Source organism: Caballeronia pedi (assembly GCF_001544915.2).
GTDB classification, from domain to species: Bacteria; Pseudomonadota; Gammaproteobacteria; order Burkholderiales; family Burkholderiaceae; genus Caballeronia; species Caballeronia pedi.
The window spans coordinates 133,618-155,151 of sequence record NZ_FCOE02000017.1; the positions used below are offsets into that span (position 1 = coordinate 133,618).

The following is a 21,534-nucleotide window of genomic DNA, read 5'->3' on the forward strand; positions in this document are numbered from 1 at the left end:
CGATGAACGGATTCAGCGGCTGCGGACCAGTTGCCACGCCCGTCCGAGATAGCCGAGCGAAGCGAAGCCACTCCAGACATGAACGAGACGCGTGAACGGGAAGATCACGAACAGGCTCATGCCCATGAACAAATGTACACGGAAGAGCAGCGGCGCATCTGCGACATAGTGCGCTGCATCGGCACGGAATGTGACGATGTGTTGCGCCCAGGTCATGAGGCGCACCATCATCGAGCCGTCCATATGACCTGCGGATACACCGATCGTCGACAACCCGAGCAGCAGCGTGATCAGAATCCACAGCAGCAGCACGCGATCGCCGATCTTTGTCACGGCCGAGAGCCGCGTGCTCGTCAAACGGCGATGCAGCAGGATCAGCAGGCCTGCGAGACACATCGTGCCCATCGCGCCGCCCGCGACCATCGCGAACACTTGCTTGACGCTGTGCTCGATGCCGAGCGCATCCCACACCGCAACCGGCGTGAGCAGGCCGACGAGGTGACCGAAGAACAGCCCGAGAATGCCGACGTGAAACAGAATATTGCCGAGCCTGAGATTGCCGCGATCGACGAGCTGTGTGCTGTCGGCCTTCCACGTGTATTGCTCGCGCTCGAAGCGCACGAGGCTGCCGAACAGAAAGATGCTGGCGGCGATGTACGGATAGATGCCGAACACGAAGGCGTTGAACATGTTCATCGTGCGTCCTTTGCGATGGGTGCGCCCGCGCCGCCCGAAGCGCCGCGCGGATGAAAGCGGATGGTCTGCGTGTCCGGCCGCAAGTGCGGCGCGAGCAGCGGCTCGACGCCGTCCGGACCGGGCCCGATGATTTCGAGCATCTCGTCCATGTCGCGCACCGGCGGCTGCGCGAGCGGACGCGGTTCGACCGTGGCGAGTTCGCGCAAGACCGTGAATACGGCCGCATACGGACTTTCATCGCGCGTGAGACGTTCGCCGACTGCATCGAGCACATGAATCGCGTCGTCGAGCAGCGCCTGCGCGCGGCCCGGTTCGATCGCGCCGAGCACTTCGAGAAAGAGCGGCACGTAATCAGGTAACTCGTTGGCTTCGATATCGAAACCGAGGCCGCGATATTCGTCGAGCAGATCGACCATCGCCTGGCCGCGGTCGCGGCTTTCGCCGTGAACGTGCTCGAACAGATGCAGCGAATGCGCCGGATTGCGGTCGAACGTGGCGACGTAGGTTTGCTGCACGTCGATCAGCGGGCGTTTCAGCGACGCGATCAGCGGCGCAAGGCGCGTGTGCGCCTGCGGCCACTCATGCAGCGCGGCTTCGATCTCCGGCAACGCGTCGAGCAGCGCCGGCTCAGGGTAGTCGAGCAGCGCGGAAAGTATGGGATAGAGCGACATCGTTTGATCCTCGATCAGCTTTCCGTAAGGGCTTTCTTGCGCGACTTCGGCATCGCGGCGTAGCTCACTTCGCCATGCGTTCTCGATCCGAACAGCGAGCCGTCCGACGCGCCTGACGAGCCGCAATTGCCGAAGGAAAAGCCGCAACTGCCTTTCTCGTCGAAGCTGTCCTCCGCCATTTCCTTGTGCGACGACGGCACCACGAAACGGTCCTCGTAATTGGCGATCGCCATGAGTTGATACATATCTTCCACTTGCGATGCCGTGAGGCCGACGTCGTTCAGCACGGCGTCATCGTTCACGTTGTTCACGTGCTGCGCGCGTTTGTAGGCGCGCATCGCGAGCATGCGATCGAGCGCCGCCACGACAGGCTTTTCATCGCCGGCGGTGAGCAGGTTCGCGAGATAGCGCATCGGAATGCGCAGGCTCCTGACATCGGGAATCACGCCGTTCAGGCCCATGTGACCCGCATCGGCTGCGGACTGGATCGGCGAGAGCGGCGGGACGTACCACACCATCGGCAGCGTGCGGTACTCAGGATGCAGCGGAAACGCGACCTTCCATTCGCATGCCATACGATAAACCGGCGAACGCTTCGCCGCATCGAGCCAGCTTTGCGCGATGCCCTGACGCAGCCCTTCGGCCTGAACCTGCGGATCGTGCGGATCGAGGAACAGATCGAGCTGCGATTGATACAGGTCCGTCGTTGCCTCGACCGACGCCGCCTCAGCGATGCGGTCCGCGTCGTACAGCATCACGCCGAGATAGCGGATACGGCCCACGCATGTTTCCGAGCACACGGTAGGCTCGCCCGCCTCGATACGCGGATAGCAGAACACGCACTTCTCCGCCTTGCCCGACTTCCAGTTGAAGTACATCTTCTTGTACGGGCAGCCGGACACGCACATGCGCCAGCCACGGCACTTGTCCTGATCGACGAGCACGATGCCGTCATCCTCGCGCTTGTACACCGAGCCCGAAGGGCACGACGCCACGCACGCCGGATTCAGGCAGTGCTCGCACAGACGCGGCAGATACATCATGAAGGTGTTCTCGAAAGTCGAGTACATATCCTTCTGCACGTTTTCGAAGAGCGCATCGCGGCTGCGCGATTCGAACTCGCCGCCGAGATCGTCTTCCCAGTTCGGCCCCCAATGGATCTTGTCCATCTTCTTGCCGGTAATCGCGGACACCGGGCGCGCCGTGGGCGGCGTTTCCGAGAGCGGCGCGTTCTGCAAACGCTCGTAGTCGAAGGTGAACGGCTCGTAATAGTCGTCGATGGCCGGGAGATTCGGGTTTGCGAAGAGGTTCGCGAGCACTTTGAGCTTTGGGCCCTGACGCGGCTCGATGCGCCCGTCGCTCTTGCGGACCCAGCCGCCCTTCCACTTCTCCTGGTTCTCCCACTGCTTGGGATAGCCGATCCCCGGCTTCGTCTCGACGTTGTTGAACCACGCGTACTCGACGCCATCGCGCGACGTCCACACGTTCTTGCATGTGACTGAGCACGTATGGCAGCCGATGCACTTGTCCAGATTCAGGACCATCGCCACCTGGGCGCGGATCTTCATGATGCTGCTCCTTCCTTGAGCGGGCCTTCGAGCCAGTCGACCTTCTTCATCTTGCGCACGATGACGTATTCATCGCGGTTGCTGGCCACGGTGCCGTAATAGTTGAAGCCGTAAGCCTGTTGCGCGTAGCCGCCGATCATGTGCGTCGGCTTGAGCACCGTGCGCGTCACCGAATTGTGGATGCCGCCGCGCATGCCGCTCGTCTCCGCGCCCGGCACGTTGATGATCTTTTCCTGCGCGTGATACATGAGACACATGCCGCGCGGCACGCGCTGGCTCACGACGACGCGCGCTGTCAGCGTGCCGTTCACGTTGAACACTTCGACCCAGTCGTTGTCCTTCAGCCCGGCTTGCTTCGCCTCGGCTTCCGACACCCACACGTGCGGGCCGCCGCGCGACAGCGTGAGCATGCGCAGGTTGTCCGTGTAGGTGGAGTGGATGCCCCACTTCTGGTGCGGCGTGATCCAGTTCAACACCAGCTCGTGCTCGCCGTTGGGCTTCGCGCCGAGCATCGGCGAGATGGTCTTCGTATCGATCGCGGGCTTGTAGACGCACGAGCCCTCGCCGAAATCGAGCATCCAGCGATGATCCTGATAGAACTGCTGCCGCCCCGTGAGCGTGCGCCACGGAATCAGCTCGTGCACGTTCGTGTAGCCCGCGTTGTAGCTGACTTCTTCCGATTCGAGTCCGGACCATGTGGGCGCGGAAATGATCTTGCGCGGTTGCGCCTGCACGTCGCGAAAGCGAATCTTGTCGTGCTCGCGGCCGAGCGCGAGATGGGAGTGATCGCGTCCCGTGATCTTCGAGAGCGCTTCCCACGCTTTCACCGCAACATGTCCATTCGTTTCGGGCGCGAAGGTGAGGATCATCTCGGCGGCGTCGATCGCGGTGTCGAGACGCGGTCGCCCCTTGTGCTCGCCCGACAGCGACGCGAGTTCATCCACTTCATGCGCCGTGTTCCAGCTGATGCCCTTGCCGCCGTTGCCGAGTTTCGCGAGCAACGGTCCGACCGACGTGAATTTGTCGTAGACCGCGTTGTAGTCGCGTTCGACGAGCGTCATCGACGGCGCGGTCTTGCCTGGAATCAGATCGCATTCGCCGTGACGCCAGTCCTTCGGCTCGAACGCCTGGCCGAGTTCGCCCGGCGTGTCGTGCATGAGCGGCGTGCAGACGAGATCGGTGCGCGTGCCGAGATGCTTGCCGCCGATCTCCACGAACTTCTTCGCGATCGCCTTGTAGATTTCCCAGTCGCTCTTGCTTTCCCACAACGGCTGCACCGCCTCCGACAACGGATGGATGAACGGATGCATGTCCGAGGTGTTGAGGTCGTTCTTCTCGTAGAACGTCGCGCTTGGCAGCACGATGTCGCCATAGAGACACGTCGTGCTCATGCGGAAATCGAGTACGGTGAGAAGATCGAGCTTGCCTTCGGCGGCTCCGCGCACGTTCACTTCGGCGGGTTTGATCGCGTCGGCTTCATCGGCGAAAAGCGCGTTCTGCGTGCCGAGCAGATACTTCAGGAAGTATTCGTGACCCTTGCCCGAACTGCCGAGAATGTTCGAGCGCCATACGAACATGTTGCGCGGGAAGTTGGCCGGATTGTCGGGATCGTCGCACGCGAAGTCGAGCGCGCCGGACTTCAGTTGATCGACCGTGTATTCGATCGGATCGCGGCGCGCGCGCTTCGCGGCATCGACGATATCGAGCGGATTCGCGCCGAGTTGCGGCGCGGATGGCAGCCAGCCCATGCGCTCGGACTTCGCGTTCAGATCGAGCATCGAGAGATTTTCGTAGCGCGATTTGTCCGCGGTCGGCCCGAGAATCTCGTCCACGCCGACCTTCTCGTGACGCCACTGGCTCGTGTGGTTGTAGAAGAACGACGTGCCGTTCATCTGACGCGGCGGGCGCGACCAGTCGAGCGCGAACGCGAGCGGCGCCCAGCCGAATTGCGGACGCAGCTTTTCCTGGCCGACGTAATGCGCCCAGCCGCCGCCGCTCTTGCCGATACAGCCGCACATCATCAACAGATTGATGATGCCGCGATAGATCATGTCGTTGTGGTACCAGTGATTCAGCGCCGCGCCGACGATCACCATGCTCTTGCCCTGTGTGCGGTCCGCGTTGTCCGCGAACTCGCGCGCCACCTGAATGACGAGATGGCGCGGCACGGTCGTATGCTTTTCCTGCCAGGCGGGCGTGTAGGGCACGTCGTCATCGTAGGACATGGCGACGTTCGCGCCGCCGAGACCCTGATCCACGCCGTAGTTCGCCATTTGCAGGTCGAACACGGTCGCGACGTACGCGCTCGCGCCGTCCGCAAGGGCGATGCGCTTTACGGGCACGCGCCGCGCGAGCAGCGCGTCGTGTTCCGCGCCGAAGTACGGAAAACTTACTTCGGCAACTTCGTCGTGTGCGTCGATCAGCGACAGACGCGGATCGATATCGCGGCCCGAGCCGCCGTCCTTCTGTTCAAGATTCCAGCGTCCGACTTTCGCGCCGTCGTCGTGATTCGCCTCGCCCCAGCGAAAGCCGATCGTGCCGTTCGGCGCGACGATCTTGCCGCTGGTCTCGTCGATGACGAGCGTCTTCCATTGCGGGTTGTTCGCCTCGTCGAGACCGTTCTGCAGTTGCGATGCGCGCAGGAAATGGTCGGGCACGAGCGTGCCATCGCCATTCGTGTTCTCGCGCAATACGACGAGCATCGGCATGTCGGTATAGCGCTTCACGTAGTCGCGGAAGTACGCCGACTTGCCGCTCGCGTGGAACTCCTTCAGTACGACATGGCCCATCGCCATGGCGAGCGCGGCGTCGGTGCCCTGCTTCGGCGCGAGCCAGATGTCGCCGAACTTCACCATCTCGCCGTAATCCGACGACACCGCGACCGTCTTCGTGCCCTTGTAGCGCACTTCCGTGTAGAAGTGCGCGTCGGGCGTGCGCGTCTGCGGCACGTTCGAGCCCCACACCATCAGATACGTGGAGTTGTACCAGTCGGCGGACTCAGGCACGTCCGTCTGTTCGCCCCAGACTTGCGGCGATGCGGGCGGCAGGTCGCAGTACCAGTCGTAGAACGACAGGCACGCGCCGCCGATCAGGCTCAGATAGCGCGCGCCGGCGGCGTAGGAGACCATCGACATGGCGGGAATCGGCGAGAAACCGATCACGCGATCCGGGCCGTACTTGCCGATGGTGTACGCATTCGCCGCCGCGATGATCTCGCTCGCCGTGTCCCAGTCCGCGCGCACGAAGCCGCCGAGGCCGCGCACGCTCTTGTAGCGCTTCGCCTTCACCGGGTCTTCGCAGATCGACGCCCATGCCTCGACCGGATCGAGCGTCTTGCGCGCCTCGCGCCACATCTCGATGAGACGGCCGCGGATCATCGGATGCTTCACGCGCTGCGCGGAATACACGTACCAGCTATACGACGCGCCACGCGGACAGCCGCGCGGTTCGTGATTCGGCAGATCGGGGCGCGTGCGCGGATAGTCCGTCTGCTGCGTTTCCCAGGTGATCAGACCGTTCTTGACATAGACCTTCCACGAGCAGGAGCCCGTACAGTTCACGCCGTGCGTGGAGCGCACGATCTTGTCGTGCTGCCAGCGGCTGCGATAACCGTTTTCCCACTTGCGGTCTTCGTTCACGACCGCGCCATGTCCGTTCGAAAACGTGGACTTGATGCGCGACATGAACTTCAGCCGATCCAGAAAGTGACTCATCCGTTTCTCCGGGCGCGGCGGCCATGCGCCGCCATGAATACATTGATTCGAGTTTAGGGACGCGACGCGCGCGCGCCCATTCCTCGAAAGGGCGGTCGATGCGTGTCATCAGGACTAGTGCGTCTACGCCTTTCGAATTAGGTCAACACGGCATGTCCGCATTGCGGCGGGCGTAGCAGAACCACGTCACCACCGCGCACACCGCATAGAACGCGATGAAGCACCACAGCGCGGCGTCGGGCGAGCCGGTCGCGCTCATCGACGTGCCGAAGCTGCGCGGGATGAAGAAGCCGCCATACGCGCCGATCGCGCCCGCGAAGCCGAGCACCGCAGCCGACTCCTTGCCCGCTTCATGCAGCGCCTGCTTCCTGACGGCGTCAACCTGGCCTTCGGCTTCGCGCTGCTTCTGCGTGAGAAAGATCACCGGAATCATGCGGAAGGTCGAGCCATTGCCGATGCCAGTGAGCGCGAACAATGCGATGAACATCGCGAGGAAGCCCGCGAAGCTGCCGTCCGAGCCGCCGTGCGGCAGGAACGCCATCACACCGAAGACCGCCGCGATCATCGCGATGAAGGTCCACAACGTCACGCGCGCGCCGCCGAGGCGGTCCGAAATCCACCCGCCGACAGGCCGCGTCAGCGCGCCCGCGAGCGGCCCGAGAAAGGCGTAAGCAGTCGGATTGACCGACGGAAACTCCGCCTTCGTCAGCAGCGCGAGCCCCGCCGAAAAGCCGATGAACGAGCCGAACGTGCCGATATACAAGAGGCACATGAGCCAGTTGTGCTTGCGCTTGAAGATCACGGCCTGTTCGGCGAACGACGCCTTCGCGTCCGCGATGTCGTTCATCCCGAACCATGCCGCGAGCGCCGAAATCACGATGAACGGTACCCAGATAAAGCCCGCGTTCTGCAGCCAGATACTGTGCTCGACGTCCTTCGCGGCGTAGCTCTGGCCCGCGCCGGCCAGCGCGCCGAACACGCTCGCCGAAATCACGAGCGGCGTGACGAACTGCACGATCGACACACCGAGATTGCCGATGCCCGCATTCATGCCGGTCGCGAAGCCCTTCTTCGCTTTCGGGAAGAAGAAGCTGATGTTCGCCATCGACGAACTGAAGTTCGCGCCACCGAGGCCGCAGAGCAACGCAAGCACGAGCAGCGTCGGGTAGCCCGTCGACGGATCGCGCAGCGCGACGCCCATGCCGATGGCCGGAATCAGGAGACTGGCCGTCGAGAACGCGGTGAAGCGCCGGCCACCGAAGATCGGCACGAGGAACGAATAGAAGATACGCAGCGTCGCGCCCGATACCGCAGGCAACGCGGTGAGCCAGAACAACTGGTCCTTGGTGAAGTGGAAGCCGCCCTTGTCGAGACTGACGACCACGACGCTCCACAACGACCACACCGAGAAGGCCAGCGCCAGCGCCGGGATCGAGATCCAGAGATTGCGGCGGGCAACCGATTCGCCCGTCGCACGCCAGAATACGGCGTTCTCGGGCTCCCATTGGGTGAGCAGATATCTTGATGACATGGCTAGTGTTTGGATTGAAACGTGAAGTGCATGCAGATCAGGCTGACGGCGGTCGCGCCGAACATCAGCATGAAACAGGTGGTGCGCACGCCCGTGAGATCGACGAGCAGACCGAAGAGAATGGGCAGCAGGAAACCCGCGAGACCGCCCGCAAGGCCGACCACGCCCGATACCGCGCCGATGTTCGCGGAGAATTCATCGGAGACGAACTTGAAGACGGACGCCTTGCCGACCGCCATCGCGACGCCGACGACGAACATCAGCACCGTATAGGCGATCGGTCCCATCTCGATGTGAAACGTGCGCGGGCCGTCCTTCGCGTGAACCACGAAATCCGTGACCGGATAACTCAGCACGAAAAAGCACGCGAGCGCGAGCCACATGACGATCCACGTCGTGCGATATGCGCCGAAGCGGTCGGACATCCAGCCGCCGAGCGCGCGCAGCATGCCGCCAGGCAACGAGAAGCATGCGGCGAGAAATGCGGCGTGCTCGATGTCGAAGCCGTACTGGTTCACGTAGTACTGCGGCATCCACAATGCGAGGCCGACGTAGCCGCCGAACACGACCGAGTAATACTGCGCATAACGCAGCACGCGCCGGTCCCTGAGCACGGCCATCTGCGCGGCGAAGCTCTGCGTCCCGCCGCTGCGATGCGCCGGGTTCGACGCCGACACGAGCCAGAACACGAGCGCGGTGACGAGCATCGCGATCGAATAGACCTTCGGCACGATGGTCCAGGTGCCCGCTGCGAGAATCAGCGCGGGCGCGACGAACTTGGTGAGCGCGGCGCCCGAATTGCCCGCGCCAAAAATGCCCATCGCGAAGCCCTGACGCGATTTCGGGAACCAGCGCGCGACATACGGCGTGCCCACCGAAAACGACGCCCCCGCGATGCCGACGAACAGGCCGAGCACGAGAAACTGCCACAACTCGGTGGCGTAAGCGACGAGCCAGATCGGCACGATCGTGACGGCCATCGTGCAAAAGAACACGATGCGGCCGCCGAAGCGGTCGGTCCAGACGCCGAGCGGCACGCGCAACAGCGAGCCCGTCAGCACGGGCGTCGCGGCGATCAGGCCGAATTCGGTATCGCTGAGATGCAGTTGCTTCTTGAGGGGAATGCCGAGGATGGCGAAGACCATCCAGATGGCGAAACAGATCGTGAATGCGAACGTGCTCGCGCCGAGCACGCGCCAGGCGCGCGTGTCGGTCGATGCGTTCGAAGGGAGGCTTGTGTCGACGACGCTCATCGTCCTTTCCTTGTCGTTGTAGCTTTGTCGACAAGAGTAAGGAGCGTCGCGCGAGACGCCTATCCGCCGTGCGGATGCAGCGGCGATGTGTCGCTAGTCATTGCGACGTAGTTCAGCGGGTGTAGCGCCTCAGGCCTTCTGCGAAGCCAGCGCGATGCAGCTCGACGCATCGATCGAAAAGTAAATGGTCTCCCCGACCGGCGTCTTGTGCGATGGATGCACGCGCGCCAGCACGATCTGTTCGCCGACGCGAATCTGGAAATCGAGCGTTTCGCCGAGAAACACTTTCGCCGCGACGGTGCCGGTGTAGACATTGCGCGCGCTCACGCCATCGCGCGATTCATGGACCATCACGTTTTCCGGGCGCACGGAGATCACGACTTCATCGCCGGGGCGGCACGCCACCGCGTTCGCCACCGCGATCGAACCGATCGACGATTCGATCATCACATTGCCGTCATCGCCTTCGCAATCGCGCACGCGGCCATCGATGAAATTGGTCGTGCCCACGAAGTCCGCGACGAACTTGCAGTTCGGCAGATCGTAGATCGCGCGCGGCGCGGCTTTCTGCACGATCTGGCCGTCTTTCATCACGGCGATTTCATGCGACAGCGCGAGCGCTTCTTCCTGATCGTGCGTCACGTAGATGGTCGTGATGCGCAGTTCGCGCTGCATGCGCTTCAGCTCGAAGCGCATCTTGTCGCGCAGCTTGGCATCGAGGTTCGAGAGCGGCTCGTCGAGCAGCAGCAGCTTCGGTTCCATCACGAGCGCGCGCGCGAGCGCGAGGCGTTGTTGCTGGCCGCCCGACATGCGCGTCGCGTCGCGGTCCGCGACATGATCGAGACCGACCGCCGTCAGCACGCGCATCACCTTTGCTTCGATCTCACGCTTCGTGTATTTCTTCTCGCCGACTTCAAGCGGAAAGCTCGCGTTGCGAAACACGGTCATGTGCGGCCAGATCGCGTACGACTGGAACACCATGCCGAACTTGCGGCGATTCGGCGGCACGAAAGTGTCGTCGCGCGCGGAGAATACGGTCACGCCGTTCACGGAGATGGAACCATCGACGGGACGCTCCAGCCCGGCAATCGAACGCAATGTCGTCGTCTTGCCGCAGCCGCTCGGGCCGAGCAGCGTGAAGAGCTTGCCTTCGGGCACGTCGAACGACACGTCGCGGGCCGCGCGCACGCGCACGTTGTTGCCATCGACATATTCGGTGTTCAGGCCTTGTACGTTCAGCACTTGCGTCTCCGATGTGTTTCACTTCAGGCGTGATTCGCTTTCACGCCGAATTTTCCGCCGATCCATTGCAGCAGCATGACGAGCGCGAGCAACGCGAGCACGAGCATCACCGAGAGCGCCGAAAGCTCCACGTATTGCCCGTTCTGCCACAGTTCCCAGATCACGATCGACACCGTCTCCGAGCCGGGGCTATAGAGCAGGATCGAACTCGACAACTCGCGAATCGACACGATCATCACGTAGATCCAGCCCGCGAGCAGGCCCGGTTTCAGGAGCGGCAACACGATGCGGAAGAAGGTCGCGCTCCAGCTCGCGCAACTCATCGCGGCGGACTCTTCGAGTTCCTTGTGAATCTGCACCATCGATGTCGTCGTGTAGCGCATGCCGTACGGCATGAAGCGCGTGATGTACGCGATCAGCAGAATCCACAGCGTGCCGTAAATGCCGATATCGACCTTCAGCGACACGATCATGAACGACAGGCCGAGCACGAGCCCCGGAAACACGAGCGGCAGCGATGCGAGGTTGTCGAGCAGCCAGCGCCCCGGCAACTTCGTCTTGACGACGATCCAGCAGATCACCGCGGACAGCAGCATGACGGCGGTCGCGCAACCGAACGAGAGCAGAAGACTGTTGATGACCGCGTGCCGCAGCGTCGAGAGATGCAGGATGTAGCCATAAGCATCGAACGAAAGATGATGCAGCGCGGCGAGCGACGGCGTGCGGTAATACTTCTGCAGCGACGACCACAGCAGCACCGCGAACGGCAGCGCGACGATCAGCAGAAAGTAGACGACGAACACACCGGCCGTCAGATAACGCCATTTGCCGATGTCGACCACGCGCGGACGAAAGCCCTTGCCGCTCATCGTCGAATACTTGCCGCCGCCCGAGGACACGCGCGATTGCAGATAGAGGCCCACCGAGGTGATGATGAGCAGCAGCATCGAGTAAGAGGAAGCGAGACCGATCTGACTCGGATACTGCTCGATCGCCTCGTAGATCGACGACGTGAACACTTGCAGCTTGACCGGCAGGCCGATCAGCGCGGGCACTTCGAACGATTCGAGCGCACGCACGAAGAGAATCAGCAGCGTCGAGACGATGGCCGGCAACGCGAGCCGCAGCGTGATGCGCCACATCGTGCGCGCGATGCCCGCGCCGCTCATCAGCGACGATTCCTCCAGTGACGGGTCCATGCCGCGAAAGGCGGCGGACATGAGGAGGAAGGCCATCGTCGAATAGTGCAGGCCGTCGACCCAGATCATGCCGCCCATGCTGTAGATGTCGAAGACGGGTTTCGTCACACCGAAGAGCGAACCGAGCGCGACGTTGAGCACGCCGATTTTCGGGCTCGCGAGAAAGATCCACGCGATAGTGAAAAGGATGCTCGGAACGATCAGCGGGACGATGGTGATCGCGTAGAAAAACTTGCGAAAAGGCGTGTTGGTGCGCTCGATGATCCACGCGAGCACGGTGCCGATCGCGAACGACACGCAGGCGGCGCCGAACGCGAACTCGAGCGAGTTGAAGAGCGTGCGCAGCGTTTCGGGACTGCCGTACGCGAGCCTGTAGTTGCCGAAGGTGAAAACGGCGGGGTTATCGGCGACTTGCGGCGTGAAGAAGCTCTGCCAGAAGAGGAACACGAGCGGGATCAGCGCGAGCACACCCGCGATGACGACCGCGCCGCCGATCACGAGCCACTTCGCATCGAGCCGTGTGGAACGCGACAGGGCCGCCTTCATCGCATCGATTGTCAGTTCCAAGCGCGGCTCCCCCTCGAAGTGATCGACTGAGTTTCATCGGATGGAGCCCATCATAAACTTAGGTATCTAAGCAAATAAACCTGCGGAAAATACTGAGCATGCGCTGGCACGCTGGGCGTTCTGTGCGGCGGAATGAAATTCACCGATAACCACGCTTTTTGACAACTGCGACCTTATCCCTTCGTTGTAGACTCCCGTACTCTCTCCGGGCGATCCCGGAAGCGCGACACCCTGTCGCATCGGCTTGATCTGAAACAATTTTCTAAACATTCGCGCCATCGCGAAAAAACGCGCGTGGCATGATCCTGACGCGGCGCAACGCCGTGCGGTGGCGTTCTTCCCGGGACGCTTCGATCATAGAAACCAGCGAATGCAATGAATGAAAATACCCAACGTTTAGCAGTGCCATTGTTATCGGGGTTGATAGCCAGTGTCTGTCTTTCGGGATGCAAGCTGGAGGTGTTGGACTCGAAAGGCGTGATTGGCGCAGCGGAATCTTCGCTGATCGCCACCGCGACTTACGCCATGCTTCTTGTCGTGGTCCCGGTGATTCTGCTCACCCTGTTTATCGCATGGCGCTATCGGGCGTCCAACAAGAACGCCACCTACGCGCCGAAGTGGGCGCACTCCACGGCCATCGAAATCGTGGTCTGGGCCATTCCCGCGATCATCATCCTGTACCTCGGCATCCTGACGTGGAAAACCACCCATGAGCTCGATCCGTACAAGCCGCTGGAATCGAACGTCAAGCCGATCAACGTCGAAGTCGTGGCGCTGGACTGGAAGTGGCTGTTCATCTATCCGGACCTGGGCGTGGCGTCGGTGAACCAGCTCGCGTTTCCGGTCGGCACGCCGGTGAACTTCCGCATCACGTCGGATTCGGTGATGAATTCGTTCTTCATCCCGCAACTCGGCAGCCAGATCTACGCGATGGCCGGCATGCAGACGAAGCTGCACCTGCTCGCCGATCACGCGGGCGACTACGCGGGCATCTCGGCGAACTACAGCGGCAAAGGCTTCTCCGACATGAAGTTCCGCGCGCTGGCGATGTCCGACGCCGACTTCGACGCGTGGATCAAGAAGGTCAAGACCGCGCCCGAGAACCTGAGCATGGACGTCTACGCGGGCGTCGCACGCCCGAGCGAAAAAGTCGCGGTGCGCTACTTCTCGACCGTCGATCCGAAACTCTTCAGCAACATCGTCGCGAAGTACAACTACGGCAACTCGGTCGTAGGCGCAAATTGTGTAACAAAGGGGTAAGCCATGTTCGGCAAATTAACGCTTGAGGCGATCCCGTACCACGAGCCCATCATCATGGGGGCGACCGTCTTCATGGCGATCCTCGCGCTCGGTACGGTCGCCCTTCTCACCAAACTCGGAAAATGGGGCTGGCTCTGGCGCGAGTATCTGACTTCGGTCGATCACAAGCGCATCGGCGTCATGTATCTGGTCGTCGCCGGGCTGATGCTCGTGCGCGGCTTCGCCGACGCCGTCATGATGCGCGCGCAGCAAGCCATCGCAATGGATTCGCCGGGCTATCTGCCGCCGCATCACTTCGACCAGGTTTTCTCGGCGCACGGCACCATCATGATCTTCTTCATGGCCATGGCGCTGCTGGTCGCGTTCTTCAACCTCGTCGTGCCCCTGCAGATCGGCGCGCGTGACGTGGCGTTCCCGTTCATCAACTCGCTCTCGTTCTGGATGACGGCCGTAGCCGCCATTCTGATCAACCTGTCGCTGTTCATCGGCGAGTTCTCGTCGACGGGCTGGCTCGCGTATCCGCCGCTGTCGGAGACGCAGTTCAATCCGGGCGTCGGCGTCGACTACTACATCTGGGCGTTGCAGTTGTCCGGTGTCGGTACGTTGCTGACGGCGGTGAACTTCTTCGTGACGATCGTGAAGATGCGCGCGCCCGGCATGACGTGGATGAAAATGCCCGTTTTCACGTGGACGGCGTTCTGCTCGAACGTGCTGATCATGGCGACGTTCCCGATCCTGACCGTGGCGCTCGCGCTGCTGGCGCTGGACCGCTACATGGGCATGCACTTCTTCACGAACGACGGCGGCGGCAACCCGATGGTCTACCTGAACCTGATCTGGGCCTGGGGTCACCCCGAGGTCTACATCCTGGTTCTGCCCGCCTTCGGCATCTACTCGGAAGTGATCGCGACGTTCTCGAAGAAGCCGCTGTTCGGCTATCGCATGATGGTGTATGCGACGTGCTGCATCATGGTGCTGTCGTTCCTCGTGTGGCTGCACCACTTCTTCACGATGGGTTCGGGTGCGAACGTCAACGCCTTCTTCGGCATTATGACGATGATCATCTCGATCCCCACCGGCGTGAAGATCTTCAACTGGCTCTTCACGATGTACCGCGGCCGCGTGCAGTTCACCACGCCCGTTCTGTGGACCATCGGCTTCGTCATCACCTTCACGCTCGGCGGCATGACCGGCGTGATGCTGGCGATTCCGGGCGCGGACTTCGTGCTGCACAACTCGCTGTTCCTGATCGCCCACTTCCACAACGCGATCATCGGCGGCGTGGTGTTCGGCTACTTCGCGGGCGTGCAGTACTGGTGGCCGAAGGTGTTCGGCTTCAAGCTCGACGAAAAACTCGGCCGCAACGCGTTCGTCTGCTGGTTCGTGGGCTTCTTCGTCGCGTTCGTGCCGATCTACATCCTCGGCTTCATGGGCGCGACGCGCCGTCTGAATCACTACGACAACCCGGCATGGCAGCCGTACTTCATCGTTGCGGCTGTCGGCGTGGCGATCATCGCGGTGGGCGTCGTGTTCCAGGTCGCGCAGATCGTGGTGAGTATCATCCGCCGCAATCAGCCTGCGTATCGCGACGTCACGGGCGATCCGTGGAACGCCCGCACGCTCGAATGGACGATGAGCTCGCCGCCGCCCGTCTACAACTTCGCGAATCTCCCGGCTGTGCGCGAACTTGACGACTTCGCCGATGCCAAGGAACACGGCCGTATCGATGCGCGTCCGTTCGGCGACATCCACATGCCGTCGAATACGAGTGCGGGACTGGTGATCGGTCTGTTCGCGCTGGCGTTCGGTTTCGCCGCGATCTGGCACATCTGGTGGCTGGCTATCGTGGGTCTCGTCGGCATCGCCGCGACGGTGATCGGCTACAGCTTCCGTGAGAATGCCGGCTTCATCATCCCGGCCGCGACCGTGAAGGCGACCGAAGAGCGCAATCGCCCGCCGAAGGCGCCCGCGAAGGCTGGCGCCGCGCGCGAACCCGAACTGGAGGCAATGTAATGTCGCAATCGACACTGTCCGCGCAACACGCGCACGAGCATGAACACCAGCCGCACTCGGTGTTCGGCTTCTGGGCCTACCTGATGACCGACTGCGTGCTGTTCGCGTCGCTCTTCGCCACCTTCGCGATGTTCGCGATGCAAACGGCAGGCGGCCCGACGGCCAAGGATCTGTTCAACCTGACGGACGTCGCGTACGAAACGGCGCTGCTGCTCACGAGCAGCCTGACCTTCGGTCTCGCGATGATCTCCGCGACGCGCCGCAAGTCGGGCGCGGTGCTCGCCTGGCTGCTCGTCACGGCGGCGCTCGGCGCGGGCTTCCTGTGGCTGGAGGTGCATGAGTTCGCGCATCTCATCGCGGAAGGCGCGGGTCCGCAACGCAGCGCGTTCTGGTCGGCGTTCTTCACGCTGGTCGGCACGCACGGCCTGCACGTCACCATCGGTCTGATCTGGCTGGCCGTGCTCGTCGTGCAGATCGTACGCAAGCCGCAGATGAGCGAGCGCGATCTGCGCCGCCTCGCGTGCCTGAGCCTCTTCTGGCACTTCCTGGACATCGTCTGGATTTGCGTGTTTTCCTTCGTCTATCTTGGGAGCGTGGTCTGATGGCACATACGCATACCGACTCAAGCGATTTCCCGCACGTCACCGTGCGCGGTTATCTCATCGGCTTCGTGCTGGCTGTCGTGCTGACCGTGGCTTCGTTCTGGGCCGCGACCTCGGGCGCGTTCCGGGGCGAAGGCGCGATCGTCGCGCTCGCGGTGCTGGCCGCGGTGCAGGTCATCGTGCATGTGGTGTTCTTCCTGCACGTGAACGCGTCGAAGGGACAGCGCTGGCACGCGATGTCGTTCGCTTACACCATACTCATGTCGTTGATTCTGATCGTCGGCACGGTGTGGGTGATGCATAACGTGCACATGCTGATGATGGCGCGATAAACCGTTCGGATTCTTCGAGCGATCGAAAAGCGGCCCCGTTACACGGGCCGCTTTTTTTCGTCCCTGCACGAATTCGGCGTCCGATGAAGAATCTTGACAATTCTCGCGACGAGGAAGAATATTTGTCCATAATTTGATTCATTCATCCACAATATGGACAAGGAGACGCAATGAGCGCGCCAAAGCCCGCGGCCGACGCCATGACGCCGTATCAACTTCCCTTCCCGAAAGAAGCGCAGAAAGAAATCGTCATCGGTCATGCGATCCCCACCGACGAGCGCGAATGGGTTCCGCAAGCCGAAAACGTCTGGTTTCGCCCGTTGTGCCTGAACGTTTCGACCGGCTACTGGATGAACCTCCTGCGCGTGCGCAAATCCGGCGTGCTGTCGCGTCATCGTCATCCGCAAGCGGTGCACGGCATGGTGCTGAAGGGCCGCTGGCGCTATCTGGAACATGACTGGGAAGCGACCGAAGGCAGCTATGTCTTCGAACCGCCCGGCGAAACGCACACGCTCTACGTGCCCGAAGACGTGGAAGAGATGATCACGTACTTCCAGGTGAACGGCGTGATGTTCTATTGCGACCCGTACGGCAACTACACCGGCTACGAAGACGTGTTCACCAAGGTCGACATGTGCCGCAAGCATTACGAGGCAGTCGGTCTCGGCGCGGATTTCGTCGATCAGTTCATCCGCTGATTTCCCAAACCACCTCTAGCAGACTCACAAGAGCATTCGGAGGAGACAACAATGCTGGAAAAATCACCGCGCCTGAAGCGCGTTCAGATCGTCGCGATCAGCTTTTTGATGCTCGCGGGCATCGTCAACTATCTCGATCGCAGCACGCTGTCGATCGCGAATCACTCCGTCACGCAGGAACTTGGGCTGTCCGCGTCGCAGATGGGCCTGCTGCTTTCCGCGTTCTCGTTCGCGTATGCGTTCTCGCAGTTGCCCATCGGCGCGATGCTCGATCGCTTCGGCGCGCGCGTCATGCTCGGCCTCGGCATGTTCGTGTGGTCGGTCGCGCAGTTGTTCGGCGGGCTCGTGACGAACCTGCATCAGTTCCTCGCGGCGCGCATCGCGCTCGGCATCGGCGAAGCGCCGCAGTTTCCGGCCGGCGCGAAGGTCGTGTCCGAATGGTTCGCGCAACGCGAGCGCGGCAAGCCGACCGGCATCTTCGTCACGTCATCGACGATCGGACCCGCGCTCGCGCCGCCGATCCTCACCGTGCTGCTGCTCAACTTCGGCTGGCGCAACATGTTCGTCATCATGGGCGCGCTCGGGATTGCGGTGTCGATCGGCTGGTATATCGTCTATCGCAATCGCAAGGACGTGAAGCTCGATTCGCAGGAACTCGCGCATCTCACTGAAGGCGAGCCCGCGCAGCGCACCGAACGCAACATGACCTTCGCGGAATGGCGCGGCCTGTTCGGCAAGGCGACGACGTGGGGCATGATCTTCGGCTTCATGGGCGTGATCTACATGGTGTGGCTGTATCTCACGTGGCTGCCCGCGTATCTCGAACACGAGCGGCATCTGACGATCGCGAAGACCGGCTGGGTCGTGACGATTCCGTATCTCGCGGGCACGCTCGGCATGCTGTCGTCGGGCTTCATCGCCGATGGTCTGATGGCGCGCGGCGTCGCCCCGATCCGCAGCCGCAAGTGGCCGATCTGCTCGGGTCTCATCGGCGGCGCACTGTTCACGGTGCCGGCCGCGTTCACGCCGAATCTCACGCTCGCGATCGTCTATCTCTCGGCCGCGATGTTCTTCGTCAACATGGCGAGCGGCGCAGCCTGGGCGCTCGTTTCCGTCGCCGCGCCGCGCCACATGGTCGCGTCGCTCGGCAGTATCCAGAACTTCGGCGGTTACTTCGGCGGCTCGTTCGCGCCGTTCATCACCGGGCTCGTCGTCGACAAGACGCACTCGTTCGTGAACGCATTTCTGATCAGCGCGGGCGTCGCGTTCGCCGCCGCGCTCGTCTACATGTTCGTCGTGCGCGCGCCGATCGAAGATGCCGCGCAACAGGCCGCGCCCGTTCCCGCCGTCTAAATCGCAACGTTATGACTTTTCAAGCTGACCTCTTCAAGGGCAAGACCGTCGTCGTGACCGGCGGCACGCAGGGCATCGGCGCGGGCATCGCGCAGCAGTTCGCCGCGCTCGGCGCGCGCGTGATCGCTGCCGGCCTCGCGCCGACCGACGCCCAACGCGACGCGCTCGGCGATGGCGTCGAACTCGCCGCGCTCGATGTCGCCGATGCCGCCAGCGCCGCCACGCTGTTCGCGAAGCTCGACGCGCTCGACGTGCTCGTCAACTGCGCGGGCATGATCCGTCGCGGCGACGAGCATGACATCGAAACCTTCGAGCGCGTGATCGCCGTGAACCTCAACGGCACGATGCGCATGTGCGCCGCCGCGCGTCCGCTGCTCGCGCGGAGCAAGGGTTCGATCGTCAATACGGCGTCGATGCTGACGTTCTTCGGCGGCGGCCTCGTGCCCGCATACAGCGCGAGCAAGGGCGGCGTCGCGCAACTGACGAAGTCGCTCGCGATCGCCTACGCCGCCGATGGCATCCGCGTGAACGCCGTCGCGCCCGGCTGGATCGCGACGCCGCTGACGCAGGCGCTGCAGGAAGACGACGGCCGTTCGCAAGCCATTCTCAAACGCACGCCGATGAAGCGCTGGGGCTTGCCGGAAGACGTCGCGCGCGTGACGGCGTTTCTCGCGTCGCCGGCGGCGTCGTTCATGACCGGCGCGATCGTTCCCGTCGACGGCGGCTATCTCGTGGCATGATTCGCAGCATCATGCTGACCGACACGACATCCCTCGACGCCGCCAAAGCCACTGGCACCGCCGCCTTTTCGAAGTTCATGGCGGTGCTGCAGGTTATCGCCGATGCCGACGAGCCGCCGACCATCGCGCGTCTCACGGCGGCGAGCGGCTATCCGCGTCCGACGGTGTATCGCATCGTCGGCGCGCTGATCGCGGAGGGGCTGGTGGTCGAGAGCGCGCGCGGCGGCTGTTACGCGCTCGGCGCGCGGTTGATGTCGCTCGCGAGTCGCAGTTGGGAGCGCTCGGACTTGCGCATCGCGGCCGCCGACGCGTTGCAGATCCTCCGCGACGCCACGCAGGAAACCGTGCACCTCGCGGTGCGCAGCGGCTCGGAAATGGTGTACGTCGAAAAGCTCGAAAGCCCGCACGCAGTGCGTATGGCCTCGCGCATCGGCACGCGCGTGACGCTCTATTCGAGTTCCGTCGGCAAGGCTTATCTGTCGACGCAGACGCCCGCCGAACGCGATGCGCTGCTGCAAGGCATCGCGTTCGAGCGTTTCACGCCGAATACGATCATCGAGCGCGTCGCGCTCGACGCCGAACTCGACGCGACCCGCGCGCGCGGCTACGCGGAAGACCGTGAGGAAAACGAGGCGCAGATTTTCTGCTACGGCAGCGCGATCGTCGGCGCGAACGGCGCGACGCTCGGCTGCGTGAGCGTCAGCATTCCGCTGTTCAGAAAGTGCGCGACGCCGCTCGAAACGTACATCGCGCCGCTCAAGGAAGCGTGCCGCGCGATCGCGGAGCGCATGAGTCCCGGTACGCGCTGACGCGCTCGACAAACTCATGAAGCAATCGCGAAGCAGCGCGTGTTTGAGTTCAAGCCGACGAAAATCCCTAACACCCTCCACGCTTCTCCCCCACGCGACGCCTAATTCATTGCTAACTCCCTTTGCCTATATTTCATTGCGACTGGAAACGCGAACGAAGGGAGCAACAGCATGGACAACCCATTCGACGATGAACGAGGCACGTTCCTTGTCCTGATCAACGCATCGCGGCAACGCTCGCTCTGGCCTGCTCATCTCGACATTCCGTCCGGCTGGGAAGTGGAGCATGCGCATAGTTCACTCAGGCAATGCCTCGACTTCATCGATGCCCGATCGATCGATCCGCGTTCTCATTGAACCTTGATCTGGGGATAGAAAATGGCAAAGCGCATCGTGAAGGTTATCGATCTCGTTCCGGGCCGGAGCATGGAACTTCCATCGATCGATAACGAAACACTCGGACACGACAGATTCTGGCGCGATTTCGTGTGCGCCCAGCAACCCGTCGTCATCAGACATGCTGTCCCGGACTGGCCTGCGTTGAAGAAGTGGGGCACGCCCGGTTATCTCGAAGCACTGACGAATCGTGAGGTGGGCGTATCCGATACCTTCAACGCGAGCCCGGCCGGACTCTGGCATCAGAACCTGCCGAAGTACCAGCTCGATGAAGCCATCGCGCGCCTGCGCGACGCCGCGCCGGACGACACCTTGGCCATTCGCGCGCTGCCGATTCCGTCGGAATGGAAAGCCGATCTCGGCAGCTATGATTTTCTCGATGCGAACCGCGATTTGCCGCCACGCGTCTATGCGCGCGACCGTCTTTTCATTTATCGAAATGCCTCGACCGAGTGGCATTACCATACGACGGACGAAACCCTGACGACGCAGATTCTCGGCAAGAAGCGCATCTCGATGTTCCGGCTCTCGAATGAAGATTGGCACGCGTATGCCGGGCCGATCAAGTCCAACCTTCATCATATGGAGGAACGGGCGCGCTTCTTTCCCGCGGATGCAGCGCTGATGAAATTCGAAGCGACGCTCGATCCCGGCGATGTCCTCTATATCCCGCCGTTCTGGTGGCATGGCGTCGACCCCGCCGATAACGGGTTCGGCATCACGCTGGCGCATTGCTTTCGCACACCGCTCAACCGGCTCGGATCGCTGAGCGACCCGGCCGTGAAGGACGTGATCCGGGCACAGGGAAGTCTCGCGCTGGCGCTGCGCATGAGAGCGTTCGTCGCACTGGGCTCGCTGTCGCGCATCGTGAATCCCTGAGCGATGCTGTCA

The 21,534-nt window shown here is 62.4% G+C and carries 18 protein-coding genes; 10 read left to right on the forward strand and 8 right to left on the reverse strand.

Features of this window, described 5'->3' with window-relative positions; all coding sequences use genetic code 11:
* Positions 1 to 12 precede the first annotated feature (12 nt).
* The 8 genes from narI to AWB80_RS24135 all read right to left on the reverse strand — a co-directional run bounded on the left by narI (position 13) and on the right by AWB80_RS24135 (position 12,440).
* Positions 13 to 696, reverse strand: coding sequence for a respiratory nitrate reductase subunit gamma (gene narI, locus AWB80_RS24100; RefSeq protein WP_061177170.1), 684 nt, complete (start codon positions 694 to 696; stop codon positions 13 to 15).
* Entirely contained in the window at positions 693 to 1,367 is a 675-nt protein-coding gene (gene narJ / locus AWB80_RS24105; RefSeq protein WP_061177171.1) for a nitrate reductase molybdenum cofactor assembly chaperone, read from the reverse strand. Before narJ ends, narI begins: the two co-directional genes overlap by 4 nt.
* Positions 1,368 to 1,381: 14 nt before the next feature.
* Positions 1,382 to 2,935 (reverse strand): nitrate reductase subunit beta, encoded by a 1,554-nt coding sequence (gene narH, locus AWB80_RS24110; protein ID WP_061177172.1) that lies wholly within the window; start codon positions 2,933 to 2,935, stop codon positions 1,382 to 1,384.
* Positions 2,932 to 6,648, reverse strand: a complete 3,717-nt coding sequence (locus tag AWB80_RS24115) for a nitrate reductase subunit alpha (protein ID WP_061177173.1) — start codon at positions 6,646 to 6,648, stop codon at positions 2,932 to 2,934. Before AWB80_RS24115 ends, narH begins: the two co-directional genes overlap by 4 nt.
* Positions 6,649 to 6,790: 142 nt before the next feature.
* Positions 6,791 to 8,179, reverse strand: a complete 1,389-nt coding sequence (locus tag AWB80_RS24120) for a NarK family nitrate/nitrite MFS transporter (protein ID WP_061177174.1) — start codon at positions 8,177 to 8,179, stop codon at positions 6,791 to 6,793.
* 2 nt (positions 8,180 to 8,181) lie between these two features.
* On the reverse strand, positions 8,182 to 9,432 hold the full coding sequence (locus tag AWB80_RS24125; protein WP_061177175.1) for an MFS transporter: 1,251 nt from the start codon (positions 9,430 to 9,432) through the stop codon (positions 8,182 to 8,184).
* 129 nt (positions 9,433 to 9,561) lie between these two features.
* Entirely contained in the window at positions 9,562 to 10,674 is a 1,113-nt protein-coding gene (locus AWB80_RS24130; protein ID WP_061177176.1) for an ABC transporter ATP-binding protein, read from the reverse strand.
* Positions 10,675 to 10,697: 23 nt separating this feature from the next.
* Positions 10,698 to 12,440: an ABC transporter permease gene (locus tag AWB80_RS24135; RefSeq protein ID WP_061177177.1), complete on the reverse strand. Its 1,743-nt coding sequence runs from the start codon at positions 12,438 to 12,440 to the stop codon at positions 10,698 to 10,700.
* A 375-nt stretch (positions 12,441 to 12,815) separates the two neighbouring features.
* On the opposite strand from AWB80_RS24135, the gene cyoA reads away from it, so the two are divergent.
* The 10 genes from cyoA (at position 12,816) to AWB80_RS24185 (ending at position 21,522) form a co-directional block, all read left to right on the forward strand.
* A complete protein-coding gene (cyoA, locus tag AWB80_RS24140; protein ID WP_061177178.1) occupies positions 12,816 to 13,700 on the forward strand; it encodes a ubiquinol oxidase subunit II in 885 nt (294 codons plus the stop codon).
* A 3-nt stretch (positions 13,701 to 13,703) separates the two neighbouring features.
* Positions 13,704 to 15,713: a cytochrome o ubiquinol oxidase subunit I gene (gene cyoB, locus AWB80_RS24145; protein WP_061177179.1), complete on the forward strand. Its 2,010-nt coding sequence runs from the start codon at positions 13,704 to 13,706 to the stop codon at positions 15,711 to 15,713.
* Complete coding sequence (cyoC, locus tag AWB80_RS24150; protein WP_061177180.1) at positions 15,713 to 16,315, forward strand: cytochrome o ubiquinol oxidase subunit III; 603 nt, start codon at positions 15,713 to 15,715, stop codon at positions 16,313 to 16,315. Before cyoB ends, cyoC begins: the two co-directional genes overlap by 1 nt.
* Positions 16,315 to 16,647 (forward strand): cytochrome o ubiquinol oxidase subunit IV, encoded by a 333-nt coding sequence (gene cyoD / locus AWB80_RS24155; protein ID WP_061177181.1) that lies wholly within the window; start codon positions 16,315 to 16,317, stop codon positions 16,645 to 16,647. The genes cyoC and cyoD overlap by 1 nt, the downstream gene beginning before the upstream one ends.
* Positions 16,648 to 16,817: 170 nt before the next feature.
* Positions 16,818 to 17,345, forward strand: a complete 528-nt coding sequence (locus AWB80_RS24160) for a 2,4'-dihydroxyacetophenone dioxygenase family protein (RefSeq protein WP_061177182.1) — start codon at positions 16,818 to 16,820, stop codon at positions 17,343 to 17,345.
* A gap of 51 nt (positions 17,346 to 17,396) precedes the next feature.
* Positions 17,397 to 18,698, forward strand: a complete 1,302-nt coding sequence (locus tag AWB80_RS24165; RefSeq protein WP_061177183.1) for an MFS transporter — start codon at positions 17,397 to 17,399, stop codon at positions 18,696 to 18,698.
* Positions 18,699 to 18,709: 11 nt separating this feature from the next.
* The gene (locus AWB80_RS24170; protein ID WP_061177184.1) at positions 18,710 to 19,438 is read left to right on the forward strand and encodes an SDR family NAD(P)-dependent oxidoreductase; all 729 of its coding nucleotides are present in this window, start codon (positions 18,710 to 18,712) and stop codon (positions 19,436 to 19,438) included.
* Positions 19,435 to 20,247, forward strand: coding sequence for an IclR family transcriptional regulator (locus AWB80_RS24175; RefSeq protein WP_087131563.1), 813 nt, complete (start codon positions 19,435 to 19,437; stop codon positions 20,245 to 20,247). Before AWB80_RS24170 ends, AWB80_RS24175 begins: the two co-directional genes overlap by 4 nt.
* A 171-nt stretch (positions 20,248 to 20,418) precedes the next feature.
* Positions 20,419 to 20,604 carry an MbtH family protein gene (locus AWB80_RS24180; protein WP_061177185.1) on the forward strand — a complete coding sequence of 62 codons (186 nt, stop codon included), beginning with the start codon at positions 20,419 to 20,421 and terminating at the stop codon, positions 20,602 to 20,604.
* Between the two features lie 21 nt (positions 20,605 to 20,625).
* Positions 20,626 to 21,522 carry a cupin-like domain-containing protein gene (locus AWB80_RS24185; RefSeq protein ID WP_061177186.1) on the forward strand — a complete coding sequence of 299 codons (897 nt, stop codon included), beginning with the start codon at positions 20,626 to 20,628 and terminating at the stop codon, positions 21,520 to 21,522.
* The last annotated feature ends 12 nt before the right edge of the window (positions 21,523 to 21,534 follow it).

What these genes read in the sequence shown, in the direction of transcription:
- AWB80_RS24120 (WP_061177174.1), bottom strand. Translation starts at nt 8,179, where the DNA reads ATGTCATCAAGATATCTGCTCACCCAATGGGAGCCCGAGAACGCCGTA.
- AWB80_RS24165 (WP_061177183.1), top strand. Translation starts at nt 17,397, where the DNA reads ATGCTGGAAAAATCACCGCGCCTGAAGCGCGTTCAGATCGTCGCGATC.
- cyoB (WP_061177179.1), top strand. Translation starts at nt 13,704, where the DNA reads ATGTTCGGCAAATTAACGCTTGAGGCGATCCCGTACCACGAGCCCATC.
- narJ (WP_061177171.1), bottom strand. Translation starts at nt 1,367, where the DNA reads ATGTCGCTCTATCCCATACTTTCCGCGCTGCTCGACTACCCTGAGCCG.
- cyoA (WP_061177178.1), top strand. Translation starts at nt 12,816, where the DNA reads ATGAATGAAAATACCCAACGTTTAGCAGTGCCATTGTTATCGGGGTTG.
- AWB80_RS24160 (WP_061177182.1), top strand. Translation starts at nt 16,818, where the DNA reads ATGAGCGCGCCAAAGCCCGCGGCCGACGCCATGACGCCGTATCAACTT.
- AWB80_RS24180 (WP_061177185.1), top strand. Translation starts at nt 20,419, where the DNA reads ATGGACAACCCATTCGACGATGAACGAGGCACGTTCCTTGTCCTGATC.
- AWB80_RS24185 (WP_061177186.1), top strand. Translation starts at nt 20,626, where the DNA reads ATGGCAAAGCGCATCGTGAAGGTTATCGATCTCGTTCCGGGCCGGAGC.
- cyoD (WP_061177181.1), top strand. Translation starts at nt 16,315, where the DNA reads ATGGCACATACGCATACCGACTCAAGCGATTTCCCGCACGTCACCGTG.
- AWB80_RS24115 (WP_061177173.1), bottom strand. Translation starts at nt 6,648, where the DNA reads ATGAGTCACTTTCTGGATCGGCTGAAGTTCATGTCGCGCATCAAGTCC.
- AWB80_RS24125 (WP_061177175.1), bottom strand. Translation starts at nt 9,432, where the DNA reads ATGAGCGTCGTCGACACAAGCCTCCCTTCGAACGCATCGACCGACACG.
- AWB80_RS24170 (WP_061177184.1), top strand. Translation starts at nt 18,710, where the DNA reads ATGACTTTTCAAGCTGACCTCTTCAAGGGCAAGACCGTCGTCGTGACC.
- narH (WP_061177172.1), bottom strand. Translation starts at nt 2,935, where the DNA reads ATGAAGATCCGCGCCCAGGTGGCGATGGTCCTGAATCTGGACAAGTGC.
- AWB80_RS24175 (WP_087131563.1), top strand. Translation starts at nt 19,435, where the DNA reads ATGATTCGCAGCATCATGCTGACCGACACGACATCCCTCGACGCCGCC.
- cyoC (WP_061177180.1), top strand. Translation starts at nt 15,713, where the DNA reads ATGTCGCAATCGACACTGTCCGCGCAACACGCGCACGAGCATGAACAC.
- narI (WP_061177170.1), bottom strand. Translation starts at nt 696, where the DNA reads ATGAACATGTTCAACGCCTTCGTGTTCGGCATCTATCCGTACATCGCC.